This window comes from Methylibium sp. T29, assembly GCF_000576205.1.
In the GTDB taxonomy this organism is placed as follows: Bacteria; Pseudomonadota; Gammaproteobacteria; order Burkholderiales; family Burkholderiaceae_C; genus Methylibium; species Methylibium petroleiphilum.
In genome coordinates this window covers 1-21,541 of record NZ_AZND01000021.1, presented here as the reverse complement: position 1 = coordinate 21,541, position 21,541 = coordinate 1, and the positions used below count along the sequence as shown (strand labels likewise).

Here is a 21,541-nt window from a genome sequence, read left to right as displayed (position 1 = left end):
GCATCCGCAAGGAGACAACGTGATTCGAGACCCGAACGGCTCCGGTCGCCTGCTCAAGGCGCCCGAGAATTTCCTGGACCGCGAAGGCATTCGCCGCGTGTTCGCCGAGGCCAAGGCCGGGCGCCGTGACTTCATCCGCGGTGCGTTCGCCGCCGCGGCCGCGGGCTTGGCGACGCCATTGGCGACCTCGCAGTCCAACCCGGTGGCCGGCGACGGCGATCCGAACATCCTCACGTTGCCGGCGCACAGCCGAGGTCTGGGCCAGCCGGTCGCCACCGACGGCTACGGCAGGCCCTCGAGGTTCGAGGCCAACGTGCAGCGCCGCCGGAGCCCGGGACTCACGCAGACGGCGCAGGCCTCGGTGTCGTTCGCGCCGCTGCAGAGCCTGTTCGGCATCGTCACGCCGAGCGGCCTCCATTTCGAGCGCCACCACCAGCTGGTGGGACATCGACCCGTCCAAGCACCGGCTGATGGTCAACGGCTCGGACGAGAAGATGCTGCGCAAGCCGATGGTCTTCACGCTCGACGAGATCATGCGGCTGCCATCGGTGAGCCGGTTCCACTTCATCGAATGCGGCGCCAACACCGGTATGGAGTGGGGCAACGTCGCGGTGCCGACCTGCCAGTACAGCCACGGAATGATCTCGTGCAGCGAGTTCACCGGCGTGCCGTTGAAGATCCTGCTCGACCTGTGCGGTGCCGACTGGAAGCGCGGCCGCTTCGTGCTGGCCGAAGGCGCCGACGGATCGTCGATGACGCGCACCATCCCCCGCTCGCTGATCGACAGCGGCGAGGTGCTGGTGGCGTATGGGCAGAACGGCGAGATGCTGCGACCGGAGAATGGCTACCCGCTGCGCCTGGTGGTGCCTGGCGTCCAGGGCGTGAGCTGGGTCAAGTACCTGCGGCGCATCGAGCTCGGAGACCAGCCCTACGGCGCGAAGGACGAGGTGATCCACTACATCGACCTCATGCCCGGCGGCCTGCACCGGCAGTACAGCTCGCTCCAGGAGGTCAAGAGCGTGGTCACGACGCCCTCGGGTGGCCAGGTGCTGCTCGACAAGGGCTACTACAACGTGTCGGGCCTCGCGTGGTCGGGGCGGGGCAAGGTGAAGAAGGTCGATGTCTCGGTCGACGGCGGGCGCAACTGGCGTCAGGCGCGACTCGAGGGCATGGCGATGAGCAAGTGCTTGACGCGCTTCAACATCGACTGGACCTGGGACGGCAAGCCGGCGCTGGTGATGAGCCGCGCCACCGACGAGACCGGCCACGTGCAGTCGAACTATTCGCAGCTGCGGGCGGTGCGCGGCTCGCGCTCGATCTATCACAACAACGCCATCCAGACCTGGCTGGTGGAAGAGAGCGGCGAGGTGCGCAATGTCCAGCTGGCGTGAACTCGCGGTGCTCGCCGCACTGACGGTCAGCGGCGCCTCGCTGGCGCAGGGGACGGTCTATGACGGCATCGGGCGCCCCGCCACGGCCGGGGAGATCGCCGCCTGGGACATCGACGTGCGGCCGGACTTCAAGGGACTGCCCAAGGGATCGGGTTCGGTCGCCAGGGGCCAGGGGGTCTGGGAGAGCAAGTGCGCGTCCTGCCACGGCATCTTCGGCGAATCCGGCGAGGTGTTCAATCCGCTGGTCGGCGGCACCACCCAGGCCGATGTCGAGGCCGGTCGCGTCGCGCGCCTGACCGACTCGAGCTTCCCCGGCCGCACCACGTTGATGAAGGCGGCCCACCTGTCGACGCTGTGGGACTACATCAACCGGGCCATGCCCTGGGACAACCCGAAGTCGCTGGCGACCGAGGAGGTCTACGCCGTCACTGCCTACTTGCTGAACCTCGGCGGCGTGGTGCCCGACGACTTCGTGCTCTCGGACCGCAATGCCGCCGAAGTCCAGCAGCGGATGCCCAATCGCAAGGGCCTGACCACGCAGCACGGGCTGTGGCCCGGCCCCGAGTTCGGCGGCACCGGCAAACCCGACGTGCAGGGGTCCGGCTGCATGCGCAACTGCGGTGGCGAACCGCGGCTGGCCTCCTCGCTGCCCGAGTTCGCGCGCGATGCGCATGGCAATCTTGCCGACCAGAACCGGACCGTCGGCGCGCAGCGCGGCGCGGACACGACGCGGCCCGATGCCGCCGCGAAGTCGGCGCCTGTGCAGGCGCGCGCGGCCGCGAACGGCACCGGCAACGCCGCGTTCGCGCTGACCAGTTCGAACGCCTGCACGGCGTGCCATTCGCTCGACAGCAAGGGCCTGGGCCCGTCCTTCCGGCAGATTGCCCAGAAGTACGCCGGACGCGCCGACGGGGTCGACTACCTGACCGGCAAGATCCGGAACGGCGGCGGCGGTGTGTGGGGCGGTGCCATGGCGATGCCGCCGCAGGCGCTGCCCGAGGCCGATGCCCGGACGATCGCCACCTGGCTCGCCGCCGGGGCCCCCAAGTAATTCCCTAAGGATGGCACGTACCGAACTGCCGTCCCGTATTTATTAGCATCGGCTGAACAATAGGAGATCGATGATGAACACCCGCAGAGAGATGCTCCGGCACGGCGCCGCGGTGGCCACGCTGCTGATGAGCGCCGGCCTGCTGCCGACCACCGTGCGCGCGCAGGCCGCCGGCTACAACGCCGGCGCGTTCGAGAGCAAGACGATGGCCGACCTGATGAAGACGTTGGGCGCGTCCGCGCCGACCGAGAGCAAGGACGTGACCATCACCGGGCCCGATATCGCCGAGAACGGCGCCGTCGTACCGCTCGGTGCGGCCACCGCACTGCCTGGCGTCAAGAACCTGCTGCTGCTGGTCGAGAAGAACCCGAGCATCATGACCTCGATGTTCGAGCTCACCGACGCCGTCGAGGCCTCGGTCAGCACCCGCGTCAAGATGGGCCAGTCGTCGAATGTCTTCGCGGTCGCGATGATGAACGACGGTCGGGTGCTGTACGCGCAGAAGGAAGTGAAGGTCACGCTCGGCGGCTGCGGCGGCTGAAGCGGACGGCGCGATCCCCCGACGATTTGAGGAGCATCCCATGGCAGACCCGATGAAGATCCGCGCCCAGGTGGCCGGCAACAACGCGACCGTGCGCGTGCTGATGGCGCACGAGATGGAGACCGGCTTGCGCAAGGACGCGGCCGGCAAGGCGATCCCGGCCTGGCACATCCAGACCGTCAGCGCCCAGCACAATGGCAAGCCGGTGATGAAGGCCCAGTGGGGGCCGGCCGTCTCCAAGAACCCGTTCCTGCAGTTCACCGTCAAGGGCGCGAAGGCGGGCGACAAGATCTCGATCACCTGGGTCGACAACAAGGGCGACACCCGGACCGACGAGGCGGTTGTTTCCTGAGCGCGGCGCGGCGCCGGGAATGGCGGGTGTCCCGGTCACAAGACGAAGCGCCGAGGGCGCTGAACGAGGAGACAGACCGATGAAGGCATGGAACAAGCGTGCGCTGCTCGGCGCAGCGGCGCTGGTGGTGTCCGGCACCGCGTGGTCGCAGGCCAAGAGCACGGCCGACGGCATCGCCGAGTACCGCAAGATGCTGGAGGACGGCAACCCGGCCGATCTGTTCGAGGCCAAGGGCGAGAACCTGTGGAAGCAGAAGCGCGGCCCGAAGAACGCCTCGCTCGAGCAGTGCGATCTCGGCAAGGGGCCCGGCGTCGTCCAGGGCGCCTGGTCGAACTGCCGCGCTGGTTCGCCGACACGGGGCGCGTGCAGGACCTCGAATCGCGGCTGCTGACCTGCATGGAGACACTGCAGGGACTCAACGCGGCGGAGATCGCCAAGACCCCGTTCGGCCGCGGCGAGCAGGCCAACATGGAGGCTCTCGCGGCTTATGTCTCGGCAGCCTCGCGCGGCCTGCGGATGAACCTGCCGCAGACGCACCGCGAAGAGAAGGTGATGTACGAGCTCGGCAAGCGAGCCTTCTTCTTCCGCGGCGGGCCGATGGATTTCTCCTGCGCCTCCTGCCATGGCGAGGCGGGCAAGCGGATCCGGCTGCAGGATCTGCCGGTGCTGACCCGCAATCCCGGCGACGGCGTGGGCTTCGCTGCCTGGCCCGCTTACCGGGTGTCCAGCGGCGAGCTGTGGAGCATGCAGCGCCGCCTGAACGACTGCTACCGCCAGCAACGTTTCCCGTTCCCGGGCTTTGCCTCCGACGTGACGATCGCGCTCGGTGTCTTCATGGGCGTCAACGCCAAGGGCGCCGAATCGATCGCGCCGTCGATCAAGCGCTGAAGCGAGGACTGCATGAACGCCAAGATCACTCTCGCCGTGGCCGCGCTGGCCGTCGCCGGCTGCGCCGCGTTGCAACCCCTGCCTTCATCACAGGAGCTCGATGCCCAGGCCGCGGCCATGATGAAGGCCTCGTTCCGCGACCAGGGCATCGCCAAGGTCGATCGACTGAACCAGGACCTGGGACAGAAGGCCTGCTCGTCCGACCACCCGCCCGACGACAGGGCGGCGGCGCAGATCCGGGACGCCGCGCTCGCCTCGGTCAAGTGGCCAGCTTCCGGACAGTACCTCGGAGACTGGAAGGAGGGCGAAAAGATCGCCCAGAACGGGCGGGGCGGCACCTGGACCGATGCGGCAGGCAGCGTCAACGGCGGTGGCTGCTACAACTGCCACCAGATCGGCAAGGCCGAGCTGTCGTTCGGCACCATCGGCCCGAGCCTGTACCAGTACGGCAAGCTGCGCGGCGTCACCGACCCCGTCGACCCCAAGAGCGCGGCGATCGTGCAGTACACCTGGGCCAAGCTGTGGAACAGCAAGGCCTACGAGGCCTGCTCGAACATGCCGCGCTTCGGCCATGCCGGTGTGCTGGACGAGACCCAGATCCGCCATCTGATGGCGTTGCTGCTCGACCCGAAGTCACCGGTCAACCAGTGACCGACCGCGGTTGCCTGGCCCGCCTGATCGATGCACGAGACGGCGGGCCTTTTCGTCTGCAGCATATAAGTAATCACTGAATCATGAGCCTGTCCAAGCGAGAGTTCCTGCAGGTGCTGGGCGCGGCGTCGGCTGCGGGCCTGGGCCTGGCACAGTACGCCGACGCCGACGCCGCCACGGCAGAGCGGGGGCTCTACGAGGTGCCGCGTTTCGGCAACGTGTCGTTGCTGCACATGACCGACTGTCATGCGCAATTGCTGCCCATCCACTTCCGCGAGCCGAGCGTCAACCTCGGCGTGGGTGCGATGAGCGGCCAGTTGCCGCACCGGGTCGGCGAGCACCTGCTCGAGGCCGTCGGGGTGCGGCCCGGCACGTTGCTCGCGCATGCCTATACCTTTCTGGATTTCGAGAAGGCTGCGCGCCGCTACGGCAAGGTGGGCGGCTTCGCGCACATGGCGACGCTGGTCAAGCGCCTGAAGGCCAGTCGCCCCGGCGCGCTGCTGCTCGATGGCGGCGACACCTGGCAGGGCTCGGCCACGTCGCTGTGGACGAACGGTCAGGACATGGTGGACGCCTGCAAGCTGCTGGGGGTCGACGTGATGACCGGGCACTGGGAGTTCACTTACGGCCAGAAGCGTGTGCAGCAGATCGTCGACGAGGACTTCAAGGGTCGGATCGATTTCGTGGCGCAGAACGTCAGGACGACCGATTTCGGCGACGAGGTGTTCAAGCCCTACACGCTGCGCGATGTCAACGGCGTGAAGCTGGCGATCGTGGGGCAGGCCTTTCCCTACACGCCCATCGCCAACCCGCGCTACATGGTGGCGGACTGGAGCTTCGGGATCCAGGACGACAACCTGCAGAAGGTCGTCGACGCGGCGCGGGCTGCCGGAGCGCAGGTGGTGGTGGTGCTGTCGCACAACGGCATGGACGTCGATCTGAAGATGGCGGGCCGCGTGCGTGGCATCGACGCCATCCTCGGCGGCCACACGCACGATGGCATTCCGGTGCCGGTGGTTGTTGCCAACCCGGGGGGCAAGACTCTGGTGACCAATGCCGGCTCGAACACCAAGTTCCTCGGCGTGCTCGATCTCGACGTGAAGGGCGGCAAGGTCGCCGACTACCGCTACAAGCTGCTGCCGGTGTTCTCGAACCAGTTGCCGGCCGACCCTCAGATGCAGTCGCTGATCGACAGGGTCCGTGCGCCCTACAAGGACAAGCTTGCCGAGAAACTGGCCATCACCGATGGGCTGCTCTACCGGCGCGGCAACTTCAACGGCAGCTGGGATCAGCTGCTGTGCGATGCGTTGATGGAGGTGCAGGGCGCGGAGATCGCCTTCTCGCCGGGCTTTCGATGGGGCACGAGCCTGCTGCCCGGTGATGTGATCACGCGCGAACTCATGATGGACCAGGTGGCGACCACCTACTCCTATGCAACCGTGACCGAGATGACCGGCGAGACGATCAAGACCATCCTCGAGGATGTCGCCGACAACCTGTTCAACCCCGACCCCTACTACCAGCAGGGCGGTGACATGGTTCGCGTGGGGGGCCTTGCCTACGCGATCGCACCCGGCGAATCGATGGGCAAGCGCATCCAGGACCTGCGCCTCGCAGGCCGACCGATCGAGGCGGACAAGCGCTACCGGGTGGCGGGCTGGGCCCCCGTCGCCGAAGAGGCCCGCAGCGCCGGCAACAAGATGGTGTGGGACGTGGTCGAATCCTGGCTCCAGGCGAAGGGCCGCGTCACGCCGCGCAGGCTCAATGCGCCTCGACTGATCGGCGTGGACGGCAATGCCGGCGCGGCTTGACGCCGAGGTCGGCGCATCGGGGAGACACACATGAAGATCCGACGGTGGCTCATGGCCGCACTGCTGCTGACCGTGGTCGCGACGTCCCATGCACAGGACAAGGTCGCGTACCACGTCAACGAAGCCCAGACGCAGGCGCTCGCCACCCTGCGGAACATTCGCAACCATCTCGACACCGACCCCAGCGCGCAGATCACGGTGGTGACTCACGCGAACGGCGTCGACTTCCTGATGGAGGGCGCCAAGGACCCGAATGGCGGCGAGTACGCGGCCACCGTCTCGGCGCTGGTCAGCCGCGGCGTGAAGTTCGAGATCTGCGAGATCACGCTGAAGAACCGCAACCTGAAGAAGGAACAGTTCATCCAGGAGGCGACGTTCACTCCCTCGGGCGTCGTCCGGCTCACCAAGATGCAGTTGCAGGGCTATGCGTACATCAAGCCCTGATGCGGGAGGCGCACCGATGAGCAAGGCAGAACGTTTCGCGGTGCTGGCCGCACTGTGGATGTCGGTGGGAGCCGCTCCGGCGCAAACTGCCGAAGGGACCTTCATCACCAGGTCGCTGACGCCCGAGACTGCGCTGACCGCGGCGCGCGCTGCGCTCGAGCATTGCCGAAAGGCGGGCTACCAGGTCGGCGTGGCAGTGGTCGACCGCGCCGGGTTGCCGCAGGTGTTCTTGCGCGATCGTCATGCGGGCGCGCACACCGTCGAGTTGGCCATCGGCAAGGCCTGGACGGCAGCGAGCTTTCGCATCCCCACGGCCACGCTGGGGACCGAAACGCAGGCCGGCAAGGAGATGAGCGGCATTCGCACCGCGCCGCGGGTCGTGGCGGTCGGCGGTGGTCAGGCCATCGAATCGGCGGGTTCGGTCGTCGGTGCGATCGCCGTGTCCGGCGCGCCGGGCGGCGCTGCGGACGACGCCTGCGCGAAGGCCGGCATCCAGGCCATCGCCGAGGGGCTGGAGTTCTAGCCCAGCGTGTCGGCCCAGATGTTGCGCGCCCAGGCCATGGCAAAGCCGGCTTCGGCTTCGTTGCGAGCGGCCGAGACGCCGCCGGAACCGGCCACGGTCTTGAAGGTCTTCTCGGCCGCGACGTATTCGTGCACGCTGGCGACGTGGATCACGTGCTTCTCGTCGACGAAGCTGTAGCAGGTGTTGGTCAGCATCGGACGCGGATTGATCTCGAGGTCCATCAGTTGCGCCACGATCGCAGCGGCGGCCACCTTGCCATGCGAGTTGGCCATGTGGCCGCTCTTGGGCATCAGCGGCGCGACCTGGATCGAGTCACCCAGCACGTGGATGTGCTTCGCCGCCGTGGATTCGAAGGTCTGGTAGTCCACCTGACACCAGCGTGCGTTGGCATTGGCTAGGCCGGTCTGCACGGCGATCGCGCCGGCGCGCATCGGCGGCAGCACATTGAGCACGTCAGCCTTCACATCGTCCTGCACATCGAACTTGATCGTGCCGGTCCGCGGATCGACCCCCACCGCCTTGTGCTGCGGCCGGTACTCCACCATGCCGGGATAAAGCTCGGCCCAGGCCTTCTTGAAGAGAGCGGCCTTGGAGACGACATCCTGGTTGGCGTCGAGGATCAGGACCTTCGAGCGGGGCTTCGCGCGCTTGAAATAGGCCGCGACCACACTGGCCCTCTCGTAGGGCCCGGGGGGGCAACGGAAAGGCGCCTCGGGGATCGCGATGGCGTACACGCCGCCGTCGGGCAGCGCTTCGAGCTGCCGGCGCAGCGCCAGGGTCTCGGGCCCGGCCTTCCAGGCCTGCAGGATCTGGCCGCTGGCCTGTGCCTCGCGCAGCCCCTGGACGCCGTCGAACATCAGTTCGATGCCCGGGGAGAGCACCAGCTTGTCGTAGCGGATCGTGGCGCCGGATGCGAGCGTCACGGTCCGGGCTGTGGCATCGATCCCCGATGCCGTGTCCCGCACGATGCGCACCCCGTGGCGTGTGGCCAGCGCGTCGTAGGACGTCGTCAGGTCCCCCAACGTCTGCGTGCCGCCCACCACGAGATTGGAGATCGGGCAGGAGACGAAGCTGGCCTGGGGTTCGATCAGGACCACGTCGATGCGCTGGTCGGAGAGCAGGCGCACGTACTTCGCTGCGGTCGCACCGCCGTAGCCCCCGCCGATGACGACGACCTTCGCGCTGCCGGGCACGCCGCCGCTCGGGGTGGCGCAGCCCCCCAGGGCGAGCAGCCCGCCGCCGGCGAGGCCGGCCTGGATCAGTTGACGACGCTTCATGGGAGGCCTTTCAGTTCTGGGCCGCAAAGTACGCGGCGAGCTGCTCGACCTGCTCGGGCGTGTAGCCCTTGGCGAGCTGGTGCATCACGGTGGCCGCGCGCTTGCCTTCACGGAAGGCGGTCATCTGGGCCACGATGTAGTCCTTGCCCAGCCCGCGCAATGGGATGCTGCCGGCGCCATCGACGGCGCGACCGTCGGTGCCGTGGCAGTTTGCGCAGGTGGCCGCGAGCGCCTTCAGGTGGAGGGCCTGCGACGCACTCTGCGCCTGGGCGCTGCCGGCGACGACGAGCCCCACGGCGAGGCACATGCGCAGTGCCGGCAGGGGCGGGAGGATTCTTGGCATGCAGGCTCCTGGTGTCTGTGGTGGAAGACGCTTCGACGCACTGTGCTCACCCCGGTAGAAACGATGAGCGTCGTCGCTGGCGGTAAGGGTTGGCAGCTCTTAATATTCGTAAATGCTAATTTACGGTTGCTTGTGGCGACTGCACCATCAGGGTCTGCCCGCACCCCGAGGCCTCGGAGGCCGATGGCTGTCTGCGTCGCGCCGCATCGCGGCGGCGCTCGGCCTGTGTGCACTGCTGCCGGGCGCGCATGCGCAGGCAAACGATGTGACCGTGGCGATGCAAGCCGAGCAGGTGGCACCGCACAGCTATTTCGTGCAGGGCGAGACGGCCCTCGGGTCGGCCTCGAACCAGAACTTCATCTCGAACGCCGGCTTCGTGGTGACCGACAGTTCGGTCGTGGTCATCGATGCGCTCGGCTCGCCACCGCTCGCCGAGCGCCTGCTGCAGGAGATCCGCCGCATCACGGACAAGCCGGTGAGTCATGTGCTGGTGACCCACTATCACGCCGACCACGTGTACGGGCTGCAGGCGTTCAAGAGGGCCGGCGCGACCGTCGTGGCGCAGCGGCGTTCCCTCGAGTACCTGAACTCCGACACCGCGCGACAGCGGCTGGAGGCCAGCCGTCAGACGCTCTTTCCGTGGGTGGACGAAGCGACGCGGCTCGTGCCGGCCGACGTCTGGCTCGATGGCGACACCGATCTGAAGGTCGGTGGATTCGAGTTCCAGTTGCGCGCCGTCGGGCCGGCACACACGCCCGAGGACATGGTGGTTCACGTACCCCGCGAGCTCGTGCTGTTCGCCGGCGATACGGTGTTCCGAGGTCGCATCCCCTTCGTGGGCCAGGCGGACAGCCGGCGCTGGATCGCGTCGCTCGACGGCTTGCTGCGCTTCGACATCCGGGTCATGGTGCCGGGACACGGCCCGCCATCACGCCAACCCGCGGAGGACATCCGCCTGACGCACGATTACCTGCTCTACCTGCGACAGACCATGGGTGACGCGGCCCGCAACCTGGAGCCTTTCGAGGACGCTTATCGGAAGGCCGATTGGTCTCGGTTCGAGGGGTTGCCGCTGTTCGGCGCGGCGAACCGCATGAACGCCTACAACACCTATCTGCAGATGGAGCAGGAGCGTGACTGAACTGCCGTGGTCACGCCGCGCGATCCTGGCCGCGGCGGCCGGAGGTCTGCTGCCGATGCCGGCCGCGGCGCAACAACCGGGCGCGTCGCCGGCCATCGACTGGCCGACGATCGCCCTGGTGGATGGAACGGTCCTTCAACCGGCCGACTGGAATGACACCGCGGCCGTTGTCGTGTTCTGGTCGACGACCTGCCCGTTCTGCCGACGTCACAACGAACACGTCGAGAAGCTCCACCGTGCCAGCGCCGGTCGGCGGCTGCGGGTGCTCGGTGTCGCCGTCGACCGCGATGCCGGCGTCGTGCGCCGCTATCTGGCCGACCGCGGCTACGGCTTTCCGGTCTCGATGAGCGCCCAGCGGCTCCGGCCGCTCTTCACGTCCCGCAACGTCATTCCGATGACGTGCGCGGTCGGTCGGTCGGGACGGTTGTTGCAGTCGATACCCGGAGAAATGTTCGAGGAGGACGTCCTGGACCTGCTCCGGCTGGCGGATCGACCGGACAGGACGGCGGGCATGCAGGACACTTCGCGATGCGCCACCTGATTCCCGGTCCGGCCCGGACCGGCACGTTCTCCAAGGAGTCTTCCATGGTCTCCACCGTCCGCCGGATCTGCGCCTCGATCGCCTGCCTGGCGGGGGCGGGCGCCGGTGCCCAGGGTCTCGATATCTTCAAGGACGCCGACCTCGCGATGGGCCAGCGGCTGATGACGGAGCACAAATGCCAGCAATGCCACGCCACGAAGTTCGGCGGGGACGGGTCCGCGGTGTTCCGACCCGGTGAACGCATCACCACGCCCGGGCTGCTGCGTGGCATGGTCGAGCAGTGCAACACCGAGCTGGGTCTCGGCCTGTTCCCCGAGGAGGTCACCGCGATCGCAGCCGTGCTGCAGCGGGATCACTACCGCTTCAAGTGAGGGGTGGTGGGCCATGATTTGATGTATGCGCAAGTAGTGCAGGAAGCGCAGAATCCGCTACGATGGCAATCGAACGAAACCCGAAGGAATCCCGGTGAGCCAGGAAGAGTCAGAGGCCGTCTTCTCCTCGGCGGCGGACCTGTTCTCCATTTTGTCGACGCCGATCCGCCTGAGGCTGATCAGCGCGCTGTGCCATGGCGAAAAGAACGTCTCGCAGCTGCTTGCGGAGATCGACACCACGCAGCCCAACATGTCGCAGCACCTCTCCACGCTGTACCGCGCCGGTATCCTGGGGAAGCGGCGTGAGGGCACCCAGATCTTCTACAACCTGAAGAGCCAGCGTGCGGCCACCCTGTGTCGAGCGGTCTGCAACCAGATCGCGACTGAGATCGACGGCGATGCCAGCATCCCCGTGTCCGATCGGCTGATGCCGACGCTCAGGCAGGTTGAGCGGCCGGCGGCACGTTGATTCCGGCAGCCAATGTGCTTGGCGGCGGGTGAGGGCGAGCGAGCCTTCCGGTAGCGTTAACAGGCTCTAGCCCAGACTCATCTCCACCGCGAAGCCCGACGCGGCCGGGACCAACCGAAGTCGCCCGCCATGTGCACGCGCCACCATGTCGGACAGCATCAACCCGAGCCCCATGTTGCCGTCGTAATCCTGCACGTCCAGGGCGGCCTGGATGCGTTGGCGATCCGGTTCGGCAAGACCGCTGCCGTCGTCCTTCAGCCGGATGAGCGTGGCGTGATCGTCGTGCTGCAGGGAGATGACGACGCTGGTCGCCCCGTGGCGCAACGCGTTGTCCAGCAAGTTCATGAACGCCGCCGCCAACAAGTCCGGATCGGCCTTCACACGCGCCGTGCCGCGTGTCACGACGGCCAGGCTGCCGAACGGCAGTTCGCTCACCAACTGGTCCACGTCCACAGGTTGGCGGTTCACTTCACCACCACTGCGGAACATCGTGAGCAATGCCGTGACGACCCGGCGCAAGCGGTCGGCCGACTCGCGGGCTCGTTTCAGGTAGGTCTGCTCGATGGGCAGCGCGTGTCGCTGCGCGACGGCCAGATTGGCGACCATCGCCGCCAGCGGAGTCCGCAGGGCATGTGCTGCGTGGGCCGCGAATGCGCGCTCGTTGGCGACCTGCCGGGCGAGGCGACTGCTCAGGCCGGTGATCGCCCGGTGCACGGGCGCGAGTTCGCTGCGCGCGGGACCGATCAGCGCCTGTCCCGGCAGCATGGGATCGAACTGCGCGATGGCCTTCGACATCCGTTCGATCGGCTCGAGCTCTCTTGTCACGCGCAACCGGAGCCACAGCGAACCGAGCAGCCCGATGGCGAGAGCCGTGCCCATCGGGTACTTGATCGCATCGAAGCGTGCCTCATGGCGTTCGGCCGCCCGCTGAGCGACATGCAACTTGCGGCCTTCGGCGTCCAGCGGCAGCGTGAACACGCGCCACGCCCGGCCCTGGTCCGAAAAGCCAAGCGTGGCCGCCGGGCCCAGGGCGGCGTCCGGCGCACGATGCGAACGCAGCATCACCCGACCGCTGGCATCGACGACCTGCCAGACCATCTGTTCGTCGTGCGGTGGCGCCGGCATGGCTCTTTCTCCGGTCGTCGGGAGCAACGTCGCATTCGACACGAGGAGGCCCATCAGGATCTCGGCCGACTCCTGCAGGGTGTTGTCGAGCAACTCGTCGACCTCGTGCCGGACCACCCACCCCACGGCGGCCGACACGGCAACGCCCCAGGCCAGCGAAACACCGATCAGCGCCGCCGAGAGTCGGCCACGAATCGAGGGCAGAGCGCTCATGCGGAGATCCGGTAGCCCATGCCGCGTACGGTCTCGATCAGGCCACGCCCCAGCTTGCGTCGGATGCCGGACACATGCACTTCCAGCATGTTGCTTGACACCTCGCCCTCCAGGCCCAGGACCAGTGCCTCCAGATCGCCCTTCGAGACCAGCCGGCCGGCGCGCAGCGCCAGCGCCTCGACGAACGCCCATTCACGCGCCGTCAGGTGGCACTTGTCGCAGGCCGTCTTCTCGTGAGCGCCGCGCAGGAGGTAATCGGACTGGCGGTGATCGAAGCGCTTCGGGTCGAACTCGACGATCTGCGCGCCGCGCCCCTTGTGATCGGTGTGGCAGCTGTTGCAGGCCTGAGGCTTGAGCCGGCGTGGTAGCCGGTCTTGCCGCGCACGTCCTGGCCGATGTCCTTATGGCAGTCCATGCACTGCCCGTCCTGTGCCTTGCGGTTGAACTTGACGTGGCACGTCGCACACTCGTGCTCCCACTTGGCGTGGCCCTGGATGACCGGGCCCGGCTGGAGAACGGACTCGATGCCCTGTGCCGGCGACAGGCCGGGGAGCAGAGCGCAGCACGCAAGGCCCGCCCGGATGGCCCTTGTCCATGCTGACCATGCGTTCATCCGGCCGCAGCATCAGTAGGCGTGGACCGCCACGACATGGACCGTCGCGCTGACCACGAGCAGGTAGACGAAGGGAACGTGTGCAACGTGCCACAGCGCGAACACGCGCTCGTACGCCGAGAACTGTGCGACCCGCACCACCGCCGCCAGATAGCGGCCGATCAGCTTGCGCAACTGTCTTCGGCGCGCGGCCATTTCCTCCGCCGGGCGACCCGGGCTCGCCGCGCAGATCGCCTCGTCCAGACCTTTGCAGCATTGGCGGTAGACCCGCCATTGTCGGCAAGGCAGCACGAAGAGCAGTCGCCAGACATGGCGCAAGTCGCGCCCTGTCGCCAAGGTCTCCTGGTGAAAGCCGAGCAGTTGCGCCTCGACCTTGGGGGCGAACTGCAGGCGCGACCGCGCAGCCTGCCCATCCAGCCCGGCTCGGGCCTGCAGTTCCTGCAGGCTGCTTTTCTCACCGCTCAGGCCATGGTGGATGCGGACGTAGAGAAAGCGGCCCACCACGCCGCTGAGGGCGACGATCACCATGCTGTAGAGCGCAACCGCCGCGTTGAGCGAGCCGACGTGGAAGGTGGTGTGGGCCAGGATCAGCACCGGCCCGCCGATGCCCAGCGTCATGTGGGCCCAGAACCACCACTTGACCTTGCCCCACCGGCGCATGCCGGGGAGGTACTTGCGCAGCGGATAGCCGAACAGCAGCAGCATCGCCACGCCGCCGCCGACCCCGAGCCAGTAGCCGATGTCGTCTCCCGTCTCGAAATAGCCGCTGGTGCTGAGGTGCCACGTCGCCAGCGTCAGTACCAGCAGCAGCGCATACAGCGCGAGGTCGCCGCTGGGGTGCGTTGCAGAGGAAGAGCTGCCCGTGCGCGAAGCAGGACGGCTGCTCGGGGCCTGAGATCTCATGACGGCGTGGAACTCCCCTGGCGATGCGCGACGCGTGCAAGGCGTCTCGCTCGTGGATCGATAACCACACTGACGTTATTGATGCCCGCTGAAGCCGCACTGAAGATCGGCGTGAATGGATGTAACAGTCGCCGCAGAGCTCACGATGCGAGCTCGATTCCGCGTAGCACCTTGGAAGGACGCTCAGCCGCCCCAGTCGCGCGGCGCGCCTTGGTCGCACTTCCTGCAGGCCAGGCGCTTGCCGAGCGCACTGTCGCGGCCCTCGGCGGTGGTGGTCCACGGCCGGTTCGTCCACGGCGGGTCGTGGCGCACATGCTGGTTGTGGCCGCACTCGAGCTCGGCGACCCAGTGGGCTTCGTCGTCCCGATGAAAGCCGACGATGCGCTGGTCCATCGCGGGCCTGTACAGGGCGTGCGCGTCGCGGTTCAGCAGGTCAGCGCCGCGGCTGCCGCGGCGGCGGACACGAGGCAGGCGGCGGTGCGCACGTGGTTCCACCGCAACCACTCGCGCACATAGACCGGCCAGTAGGCCGCGGCTTCCGCCGACCCGCTGTCCAGCCGCGCGAGCCGCTCGTTGCGCGGCACGTTGCAGACGGCGGTGACGCCGAACGATCCGATCACGTAGCAGAGGCCGGCGGCCAGCAGCAGCGCCGAGCGCGTGCTTCCCCACGGAAAGAAGCCGGCGAGGATGCAGATGGCGGCCAGCACCGTGGTGCCGATGAAGAGGCCCAGGAAGCCGGGGTTCAACACGACCCGGTTGATGCGCTGCATGGCAGCCAGGCCGTGCTCTGCGGGCAACTCGGCCAGCGCCTTCATCACGAAGGCGGAGAACGCGAAGAACACGCCGCCGGTCAGGCCGGCGCCGAGGCACACCAGGAAGGGCAGCGTGGTCAGCATGAGGAGGGGGCGAGGCCGGCGGTCGGGGGCCGGGATGGCTTTGGCCGAACTCTACCGGGCCGCAGTGGCGCATGATGGCGAACCATGCCCCGTCGTCGCCGGCTCCTGCTGCTCGTTCCCGCGCTCGCCGTCGGCGCGTGCGCCGGCCTGTCCGGCCGCGATCCACCGCGGGTGTCGGTGGCCGGCCTCGAGGCGCTGCCCGGAGAAGGACTGGAACTGCGCTTCCTGGTCAAGCTGCGCGTGCAGAACCCGAACGATGCGCCGATCGACTACCGCGGCCTCTCGATGGAACTCGAGCTGATGGGCCAGCCCTTCGCCAGCGGCGTCAGCGACGCGGCCGGCAGCGTGCCGCGCTTCGGCGAGGCGGTGATCGGCGTGCCGGCCAGCGTCTCGGCGATCGCCGCGGTGCGCCAGATGCTCGGCCTGCCCTCGCGCGACGTGCGCAGCCTCGACTACCGCCTGCGCGGCAAGCTGGCCGGCGCGGTGGGGACGGCGCTGCGCTTCGAGTCCACAGGGCAGCTCGACATCGCGGCCTTCGGTGGCCCCGCGCCGGGCCGCTGAAGGCCCACCGGCGGCTGTAGGCCCAGGCCCACACGCAGGGGCGCGGTCCGCTGATCGTCAGGCAGTGTCGGCGAGGCCACGATGGCGGCAACCTCAACAGGAGTTGCCGATGAGCCAGCACGAAGTCCCCGAAGCCTACGGCGTGTTCAAGCCGGTCGGTCACGTGGTGATCTCCTTCCCCAGCGATGCCGACCTGCGCTTCGCGCAGGCCGCGCTGGTCGAGGCTGGCTTCCACGGGCCCGACACGGTGCGGAGCTACACGCCGGCCGCGATGATCGAGCAGATCGATGCGCAACTGGCCGACGCAGCCCGCTCGCCTCGCTCGGGCAGGAACTCAACCTCGTGAAGGCGCACCGTGCGCTGGCCGAGCGGGGCTATCACTGGCTGGTGGTGCGCGCGCCCTCCGACGATCAGGCGCGCCGGGTCGCCTCGGTGGCGCGGCGTTTCAACGCCGAGCGCGCGCAGAAGTATGGACGCCTGATCGTCGAGGAACTGATCGAGCATGGCGACGACCTGCCGCAGGTGGCCGAATCGCCGGCGCGCGGGCTCGATGCACAGACGGCGAGCGGCCGCGAGCGCGATCGCTGACGGCGCACGCAGGCTGTGCTGTCACCTGGGCGACACCGACCGCCCTCAATGCCTGCCCGCGGCTGACAAGCGCCGACGCAGGACGCAGCGCGGGCAAGTTGCCCGCTGCGGCGTGCGTCGGAGCGGACGGGTCGGACATAGCATCGCAGTGGGTGCCGCGCGCTCTGTGTCTTCCGACGCCGCGCGGCGTTCGCCATTCCGTCCGTCAAGAACACAGGAGACAACATGACTGCAGCAGGCCATCGTACGTTCGGCATTCTTCTCTCGCTCGCATTCGCGACCGGCGGCGCGCTGGCCGCGGGAAAGACGCTCTCGGTCACGGAGAAGGTCGACGTGGCAGCCACGCCGGCCAAGACCTTCGCCGCCATCAAGGACTTCGACAGCTGGCAGAACTGGCACCCGGCGATCGGCGGCACCGAGATCACCAAGGGCAAGGGCAATACCAAGGGCACGGTGCGGGTGCTGACCACCAAGGACGGCGCGAAGATCACCGAGGAACTGCTGTCGCACAGCGCTTCGTCGATGAGCTACAAGTACCGCATCACCGATTCGCCGCTGCCCGTGACCGACTATGTCTCGACGCTGAAGGTCGCGAAGGCGAAGGGCGGCTCCACGGTGACCTGGTCGTCGACCTTCAAGGCCAAGGAAGGCGTCTCGGACGATGAGGCGAAGAAGGTGATTTCCGGCGTCTACCGCGCCGGACTCGACAACCTGCCGGCCGTCGTCAAGTAAGAGGAAGTCGGATCAGGGTGGCGCGAGCAGGAAGCTGCCGCTGTCGCCGCCCGTTTCGAGCGCCGGCCCGCTGTCGTCCTTCAGGGCCACGCCGGTGAGCTGGCGCGAGCGCGCCTCGCCCAGCAGCCAGGCTAGGCGGGCGGCGGCTTGCGGCAAGGGCAGGCCCTCGGGGCGCACGTTGGAGATGCAGTTGCGCTCGGCGTCGACCCGGCCTGCTCGCGGCGACCAGGTGACGTAGACACCCATGCTGTCGGGCGAACTGAGCCCCGGCCGCTCGCCGACCAGCACCACCGCGAGCCGGGCGCCGAGCGCCTCGCCGATCGGGTCGCCGATCGCCACGCGCGCCTGCCGCACGATCGCCACCGGTGCCCAGCGCCAGTCGCGCGCCAGCACACGGCGCAGTTCGGCGATGAAGGGCGCGGCGTGGCGCTCGATGGCCAGCGCCGACAGCCCATCGGCCACCACCAGCGCGAGATCGGCCTGTTCGTTGGCCGTGCAGGCGGCGAGACGGGCGATGGAGGCCTCGTCGAGCCGGCGGCCCAGGTCGGGCCGCTGCAGGTAGATATGGCGGTCGGCGGCAGCGCTGTGCAACGCCAGCGTCGGCAGACCGAGCGCGCGGACCGCGGCGTCGACCGCTTCATGGTCCAGCGGCCGGTGCACGGCGTCGCGCGCCTGGGCGTGCGCAAGCTGGAAGTCGAGCTGCGGCGCAGTGGGCTGGCTGATGCCGCTGCGGCCCAGGCCGATGCGCGCCGGTGTGTGCCGGCGCAGCACGCTCCAGGGGTTGGCGATGACCGGGCCGCCGCTCATCAGCGCGGGTGCTCCAGCAGGCGGGCCAGGGCCGGCGGCATCAGGTCGGTCAGCCGATCGGGCGCGCCGGGCTCGGTGATGCGCATGGCCTCCAGCCAGCGCTCGAACTCCGGCGCGGGCCGCAGGCCCAGCACGCGGCGTGCGTAGAGCGCGTCGTGGAAGGATGTGGTCTGGTAGTTCAGCATCACGTCGTCCGAGCCGGGATGCCCATGATGAAGCTGCAGCCGGCCACGCCCAGCAACGTGAGCAGCACGTCCATGTCGTTCTGGTCGGCCTCGGCGTGGTTGGTGTAGCAGATGTCGCAGCCCATCGGCAGGCCGAGCAGCTTGGCGCAGAAATGGTCTTCGAGGCCGGCGCGGATGATCTGCTTGCCGTCGTACAGGTACTCGGGGCCGATGAAGCCGACCACGCTGTTCACCAGCAGCGGCTCGAAGCGCCGTGCCACCGCGTAGGCCCGCGCCTCGATCGTCTGCTGGTCGCAGCCGTGGTGGGCCTGGGCTGACAGCGCGCTGCCCTGGCCGGTCTCGAAGTACATGACGTTGCGGCCGCGCTGGCCGTCGTCGGAGAACAGCGCGCCGCGCTGCAGCGACAGTGCGGCGTCGTGCGCCTCGGCGAGCAGCGCCAGGTCGATGCCGAAGCTGCGGTTGGTGGCTTCGGTGCCCCCGATCGACTGGAACACCAGGTCCACCGGCGCGCCGCGCTCGATGCACTGCAGCGTGTTGGTCACGTGGGTCAGCACGCAGCTCTGCGTGGGGATCTCGTAGCGCTGGATCACCGCGTCCAGCATCTGCAGCAGCCGCGTCACCTGGGCCACGTTGTCGGTGGCCGGGTTGATGCCGATCACCGCGTCGCCGCTGCCGTAGAGAAGGCCGTCGAGCGTGCTGGCGGCGATGCCGGCGGCGTTGTCGGTCGGGTGGTTGGGCTGCAGCCGGGTGGACAGCCGGCCGGGCAGGCCAATGGTGTCGCGAAAGCGCGTGCGCACGCGGCATTTGCGCGCGACCAGGATCAGGTCCTGGTTGCGCATGATCTTGCTGACCGCTGCGGTCATCTCGGGCGTCAGGCCGGGCGCCGCGGCGCGCAGCGTGTCGCCGTCGACCGCGTCGGACAGCAGCCAGTCGCGCAGGTCGCCCACAGTGAGGTGGGCGATCGGGGCAAAGGCGGCGGCGTCGTGGCTGTCGAGAATGAGGCGCGTGACCTCGTCGTCCTCGTAGGGCACAAGCGCGTCGTTCAGGAAGGTCTTGAGCGGCAGCGCCGCCAGCGCGATCTGCGCCGCGGCGCGCTCCTCGCTGCTGCGCGCCGCGACCCCGGCGAGTTCGTCGCCGGAGCGCGCGGGCGAAGCCCGGGCCATCAACGTGCGCAGGTCGTCGAAGCTGTAGCGCCGCGGGCCGATGGAGTGCGCGTAGGCCATGCGTCGATCATGCCGCAGCGAGCGCCGCCCGCTCGCGGCGCTTGTGGGTCAGCAGGAAATAGCCGTAGCCGACGACGCCCAGCCCGACGAACAGCATCGCGACCAAGGGATTGAAGTACACCATCGTGGCCAGGCACACCACGGCCGCCGCCAGCGCGAAGGCCGGGAAGATCGGGAACATGGGCGCGCGGAAGGGCCGCGCCAGGTTCGGCTCGCTGCGGCGCAGCTTGAACAGGCTGGCCATGCTGACGATGTACATCACGATCGCGCCGAACACGCTCATCGTCACGATGTTGGCGGTGAGGGTCTGGCCGCCGAAGGAGATCAGCTCGTCGCTGAAGATGGCCAGGATGCCCACCACGCCGCCGGCCAGCACCGCGATGTGCGGCGTGTGGAAGCGCGGATGAACCTTGCCCAGCAGCTCGGGCAGGTAGCCGGCGCGCGACAGCGCGAAGATCTGCCGCGAGTAGCCGAGGATGATGCCGTGGAAGGAGGCGATCAGGCCGAACAGCCCCAGCCACACCAGCATGTGCAGCCAGCCGCTGGATTCGCCGACGATCGCCTTCATCGCCTGCGGCAGCGGGTCGTTGATGTTGGCCAGCTTGGTCCAGTCGCCCACGCCGCCGGCGAAGATCATCACGCCGGTGGCCAGCAGCAGCAGGGTGACGATGCCGCCGATGTAGGCGATGGGGATGGAGCGCTTCGGGTCCTTGGCCTCCTCGGCCGCCATGGCCACGCCCTCGATCGCCAGGAAGAACCAGATCGCGAACGGGATCGCGGCGAAGATGCCGCCGAGCGAGCCGAGGCTGAAGCTGTCCTCGCCGGACCAGCCGCCCTTGACGAAGTTGGCCATCGAGAAGCCCGGCGCCACCACGCCCATGAAGACCAGCAGTTCGAAGATCGCGATCAGCGTCACCGCCAGCTCGAAGGTGGCCGCGATCTGCACGCCCAGGATGTTGAGCGTCATGAAGATCAGGTAGGCACCGACCGCGGCGGTCTTCGGGTCCAGGCCCGGGAACTGCACCGCGAGGTAGGAGCCGATCGCCAGCGAGATGGCCGGCGGCGCGAACACGAACTCGATCAGCGTGGCGTAGCCGGCGATGTAGCCGCCGGTCGGACCGAAGGCGCGGCGGCCGTACTCGAACGGGCCGCCCGCGTGCGGGATCGACGTGGTGAGCTCGGTGAAGCTGAAGATGAAGGTGGTGTACATCAGCGCGATGAAGCCCGCCGTCACCAGGAAGCCCAGCGTGCCGGCGCCGGCCCAGCCGTAGCTCCAGCCGAAATACTCGCCCGAGATCACCAGGCCGACCGCGATGCCCCACAGCTGCAGGGTCGAGAGGGACTTGTTCAGTCCCGGTCCCGTACTTGTACTCATGCGTAATCCCTCCGGATGATGTGAAAGTCCCCGCAGTTGGCGCGGTGTTTGCATCAGCGTAGACAGAGCGCAGAGGGAGCGTTAGCGGAAATCGGCAATGTTGAACGGCACCGCAAGCACGCAGAACGTGCCCGACCACGCCGCACGGCAGGACGCTCCGTGGTGCGCGCGCTCGCACCGCTCGACCGACGTCGACGAGCACGCCTCGCATCTGTCAGGTTGGCGACAGGCATACGACCAGCTCGGCAGCGGCGGTTTCGAAGGCCGGCTCGACGAGGCGGTGAGTGCGGGCGTGCAGCTGTTCCGCGAGCGCACCAGCCAGCGCCTGCGCCAGCGCTGCGAGGTCTGGCAGGGCGCGCTGTGGTGCGGCATCACCGTGGCCGACGACGGCTCGCGGCTGGACGGCCGCCTGGTCGGCGCCGACGGCGTGATGGTCAGCGGCGAGGACGGCGGCTTCGAGCTGGTGAGCCCGGCCGGGCACGACATCGTCGGCTTCGTCGTCTCGCGCGAGGCGCTGCAGTCGCAC

Annotated in this window: 25 protein-coding genes and 5 pseudogenes; 19 read left to right on the top strand and 11 right to left on the bottom strand. The window is 68.3% G+C overall.

The features are described 5' to 3' along the window. Positions 1 to 19: 19 nt before the first annotated feature. The 9 genes and pseudogenes from soxC (at position 20) to x551_RS05175 (ending at position 7,652) form a co-directional block, all read left to right on the top strand. Positions 20 to 1,391 (top strand): annotated as a pseudogene (gene soxC, locus x551_RS05215) (sulfite dehydrogenase). Further along, positions 1,375 to 2,442, top strand: coding sequence for a c-type cytochrome (locus tag x551_RS05210; protein ID WP_036247743.1), 1,068 nt, complete (start codon positions 1,375 to 1,377; stop codon positions 2,440 to 2,442). Before soxC ends, x551_RS05210 begins: the two are co-directional and overlap by 17 nt. Positions 2,443 to 2,515: 73 nt before the next feature. Further along, entirely contained in the window at positions 2,516 to 2,983 is a 468-nt protein-coding gene (soxY, locus tag x551_RS05205; protein ID WP_036231508.1) for a thiosulfate oxidation carrier protein SoxY, read from the top strand. Between the two features lie 40 nt (positions 2,984 to 3,023). Further along, a complete protein-coding gene (soxZ, locus tag x551_RS05200) occupies positions 3,024 to 3,335 on the top strand; it encodes a thiosulfate oxidation carrier complex protein SoxZ (protein WP_011830023.1) in 312 nt (103 codons plus the stop codon). A gap of 79 nt (positions 3,336 to 3,414) precedes the next feature. After that, positions 3,415 to 4,223: pseudogene (gene soxA / locus x551_RS05195) on the top strand (sulfur oxidation c-type cytochrome SoxA). Positions 4,224 to 4,235: 12 nt separating this feature from the next. After that, a complete protein-coding gene (gene soxX / locus x551_RS05190) occupies positions 4,236 to 4,874 on the top strand; it encodes a sulfur oxidation c-type cytochrome SoxX (RefSeq protein WP_036231497.1) in 639 nt (212 codons plus the stop codon). Positions 4,875 to 4,957: 83 nt separating this feature from the next. Next, positions 4,958 to 6,685: a thiosulfohydrolase SoxB gene (gene soxB / locus x551_RS05185; protein WP_036247740.1), complete on the top strand. Its 1,728-nt coding sequence runs from the start codon at positions 4,958 to 4,960 to the stop codon at positions 6,683 to 6,685. A gap of 30 nt (positions 6,686 to 6,715) precedes the next feature. Next, entirely contained in the window at positions 6,716 to 7,129 is a 414-nt protein-coding gene (locus tag x551_RS05180) for a DsrE family protein (protein ID WP_036231498.1), read from the top strand. A gap of 16 nt (positions 7,130 to 7,145) precedes the next feature. Continuing rightward, positions 7,146 to 7,652 (top strand): heme-binding protein, encoded by a 507-nt coding sequence (locus x551_RS05175; protein WP_051495654.1) that lies wholly within the window; start codon positions 7,146 to 7,148, stop codon positions 7,650 to 7,652. Here x551_RS05175 and x551_RS05170 read toward each other — a convergent pair. Then, on the bottom strand, positions 7,649 to 8,929 hold the full coding sequence (locus x551_RS05170; protein ID WP_036231499.1) for an NAD(P)/FAD-dependent oxidoreductase: 1,281 nt from the start codon (positions 8,927 to 8,929) through the stop codon (positions 7,649 to 7,651). The two genes, x551_RS05175 and x551_RS05170, sit on opposite strands and share 4 nt — an antisense overlap. Positions 8,930 to 8,939: 10 nt before the next feature. Further along, complete coding sequence (locus x551_RS05165; RefSeq protein WP_036231500.1) at positions 8,940 to 9,272, bottom strand: c-type cytochrome; 333 nt, start codon at positions 9,270 to 9,272, stop codon at positions 8,940 to 8,942. A 277-nt stretch (positions 9,273 to 9,549) separates the two neighbouring features. Between x551_RS05165 and x551_RS05160 the strand changes: the two genes are divergently transcribed. From x551_RS05160 to x551_RS05145, 4 genes are all read left to right on the top strand, one after another. Then, on the top strand, positions 9,550 to 10,413 hold the full coding sequence (locus tag x551_RS05160; RefSeq protein ID WP_011830015.1) for an MBL fold metallo-hydrolase: 864 nt from the start codon (positions 9,550 to 9,552) through the stop codon (positions 10,411 to 10,413). Beyond that, positions 10,406 to 10,954: a TlpA disulfide reductase family protein gene (locus x551_RS05155; protein WP_011830014.1), complete on the top strand. Its 549-nt coding sequence runs from the start codon at positions 10,406 to 10,408 to the stop codon at positions 10,952 to 10,954. The genes x551_RS05160 and x551_RS05155 overlap by 8 nt, the downstream gene beginning before the upstream one ends. Continuing rightward, a complete protein-coding gene (locus x551_RS05150; RefSeq protein WP_036231501.1) occupies positions 10,942 to 11,325 on the top strand; it encodes a hypothetical protein in 384 nt (127 codons plus the stop codon). The genes x551_RS05155 and x551_RS05150 overlap by 13 nt, the downstream gene beginning before the upstream one ends. Before the next feature lie 94 nt (positions 11,326 to 11,419). Further along, positions 11,420 to 11,794, top strand: a complete 375-nt coding sequence (locus tag x551_RS05145; RefSeq protein ID WP_036247737.1) for a metalloregulator ArsR/SmtB family transcription factor — start codon at positions 11,420 to 11,422, stop codon at positions 11,792 to 11,794. Between the two features lie 66 nt (positions 11,795 to 11,860). Here the strand turns inward: x551_RS05145 and x551_RS05140 are convergent, their stop codons facing one another. Together x551_RS05140 and x551_RS26950 are read right to left on the bottom strand one after the other, a co-directional pair. Further along, positions 11,861 to 13,132 carry an ATP-binding protein gene (locus tag x551_RS05140; RefSeq protein WP_051495655.1) on the bottom strand — a complete coding sequence of 424 codons (1,272 nt, stop codon included), beginning with the start codon at positions 13,130 to 13,132 and terminating at the stop codon, positions 11,861 to 11,863. After that, on the bottom strand, positions 13,129 to 13,284 hold the full coding sequence (locus x551_RS26950; RefSeq protein WP_231497590.1) for a winged helix-turn-helix domain-containing protein: 156 nt from the start codon (positions 13,282 to 13,284) through the stop codon (positions 13,129 to 13,131). The genes x551_RS05140 and x551_RS26950 overlap by 4 nt, the downstream gene beginning before the upstream one ends. Before the next feature lie 81 nt (positions 13,285 to 13,365). On the opposite strand from x551_RS26950, the gene x551_RS27890 reads away from it, so the two are divergent. Beyond that, positions 13,366 to 13,500 carry a hypothetical protein gene (locus tag x551_RS27890; RefSeq protein WP_255343777.1) on the top strand — a complete coding sequence of 45 codons (135 nt, stop codon included), beginning with the start codon at positions 13,366 to 13,368 and terminating at the stop codon, positions 13,498 to 13,500. A gap of 68 nt (positions 13,501 to 13,568) precedes the next feature. Here x551_RS27890 and x551_RS28100 read toward each other — a convergent pair. The 4 genes and pseudogenes from x551_RS28100 to x551_RS05125 form a co-directional block, all read right to left on the bottom strand. Next, positions 13,569 to 13,745 (bottom strand): annotated as a pseudogene (locus x551_RS28100) (hypothetical protein); the annotation flags it as partial. A 12-nt stretch (positions 13,746 to 13,757) separates the two neighbouring features. Further along, entirely contained in the window at positions 13,758 to 14,648 is an 891-nt protein-coding gene (locus x551_RS05135) for a hypothetical protein (protein WP_036231502.1), read from the bottom strand. A gap of 183 nt (positions 14,649 to 14,831) precedes the next feature. Then, entirely contained in the window at positions 14,832 to 15,041 is a 210-nt protein-coding gene (locus tag x551_RS05130) for a DUF3565 domain-containing protein (RefSeq protein ID WP_036231503.1), read from the bottom strand. Between the two features lie 32 nt (positions 15,042 to 15,073). Next, complete coding sequence (locus tag x551_RS05125) at positions 15,074 to 15,544, bottom strand: anthrone oxygenase family protein (RefSeq protein ID WP_036231504.1); 471 nt, start codon at positions 15,542 to 15,544, stop codon at positions 15,074 to 15,076. An 84-nt stretch (positions 15,545 to 15,628) separates the two neighbouring features. Between x551_RS05125 and x551_RS05120 the strand changes: the two genes are divergently transcribed. From x551_RS05120 to x551_RS05110, 4 genes are all read left to right on the top strand, one after another. Further along, on the top strand, positions 15,629 to 16,105 hold the full coding sequence (locus x551_RS05120; RefSeq protein WP_011830009.1) for an LEA type 2 family protein: 477 nt from the start codon (positions 15,629 to 15,631) through the stop codon (positions 16,103 to 16,105). A gap of 109 nt (positions 16,106 to 16,214) precedes the next feature. Continuing rightward, complete coding sequence (locus x551_RS26945) at positions 16,215 to 16,451, top strand: hypothetical protein (protein ID WP_253950301.1); 237 nt, start codon at positions 16,215 to 16,217, stop codon at positions 16,449 to 16,451. Then, the gene (locus x551_RS26940; RefSeq protein WP_253950300.1) at positions 16,448 to 16,693 is read left to right on the top strand and encodes a hypothetical protein; all 246 of its coding nucleotides are present in this window, start codon (positions 16,448 to 16,450) and stop codon (positions 16,691 to 16,693) included. The genes x551_RS26945 and x551_RS26940 overlap by 4 nt, the downstream gene beginning before the upstream one ends. A 225-nt stretch (positions 16,694 to 16,918) precedes the next feature. Beyond that, positions 16,919 to 17,425, top strand: coding sequence for an SRPBCC family protein (locus x551_RS05110; RefSeq protein WP_011830007.1), 507 nt, complete (start codon positions 16,919 to 16,921; stop codon positions 17,423 to 17,425). A 12-nt stretch (positions 17,426 to 17,437) separates the two neighbouring features. On the opposite strand, the gene eutC is transcribed toward x551_RS05110, so the two are convergent. From eutC to eat, 3 genes and pseudogenes are all read right to left on the bottom strand, one after another. Further along, positions 17,438 to 18,232, bottom strand: coding sequence for an ethanolamine ammonia-lyase subunit EutC (gene eutC, locus x551_RS05105; protein ID WP_011830006.1), 795 nt, complete (start codon positions 18,230 to 18,232; stop codon positions 17,438 to 17,440). After that, a pseudogene (locus x551_RS05100) lies at positions 18,232 to 19,640 on the bottom strand (ethanolamine ammonia-lyase subunit EutB). Before x551_RS05100 ends, eutC begins: the two are co-directional and overlap by 1 nt. Positions 19,641 to 19,647: 7 nt before the next feature. Beyond that, positions 19,648 to 21,015, bottom strand: a complete 1,368-nt coding sequence (gene eat, locus x551_RS05095; RefSeq protein WP_011830004.1) for an ethanolamine permease — start codon at positions 21,013 to 21,015, stop codon at positions 19,648 to 19,650. Between the two features lie 97 nt (positions 21,016 to 21,112). On the opposite strand from eat, the pseudogene x551_RS05090 reads away from it, so the two are divergent. Beyond that, a pseudogene (locus x551_RS05090) lies at positions 21,113 to 21,541 on the top strand (AraC family transcriptional regulator); the annotation flags it as partial.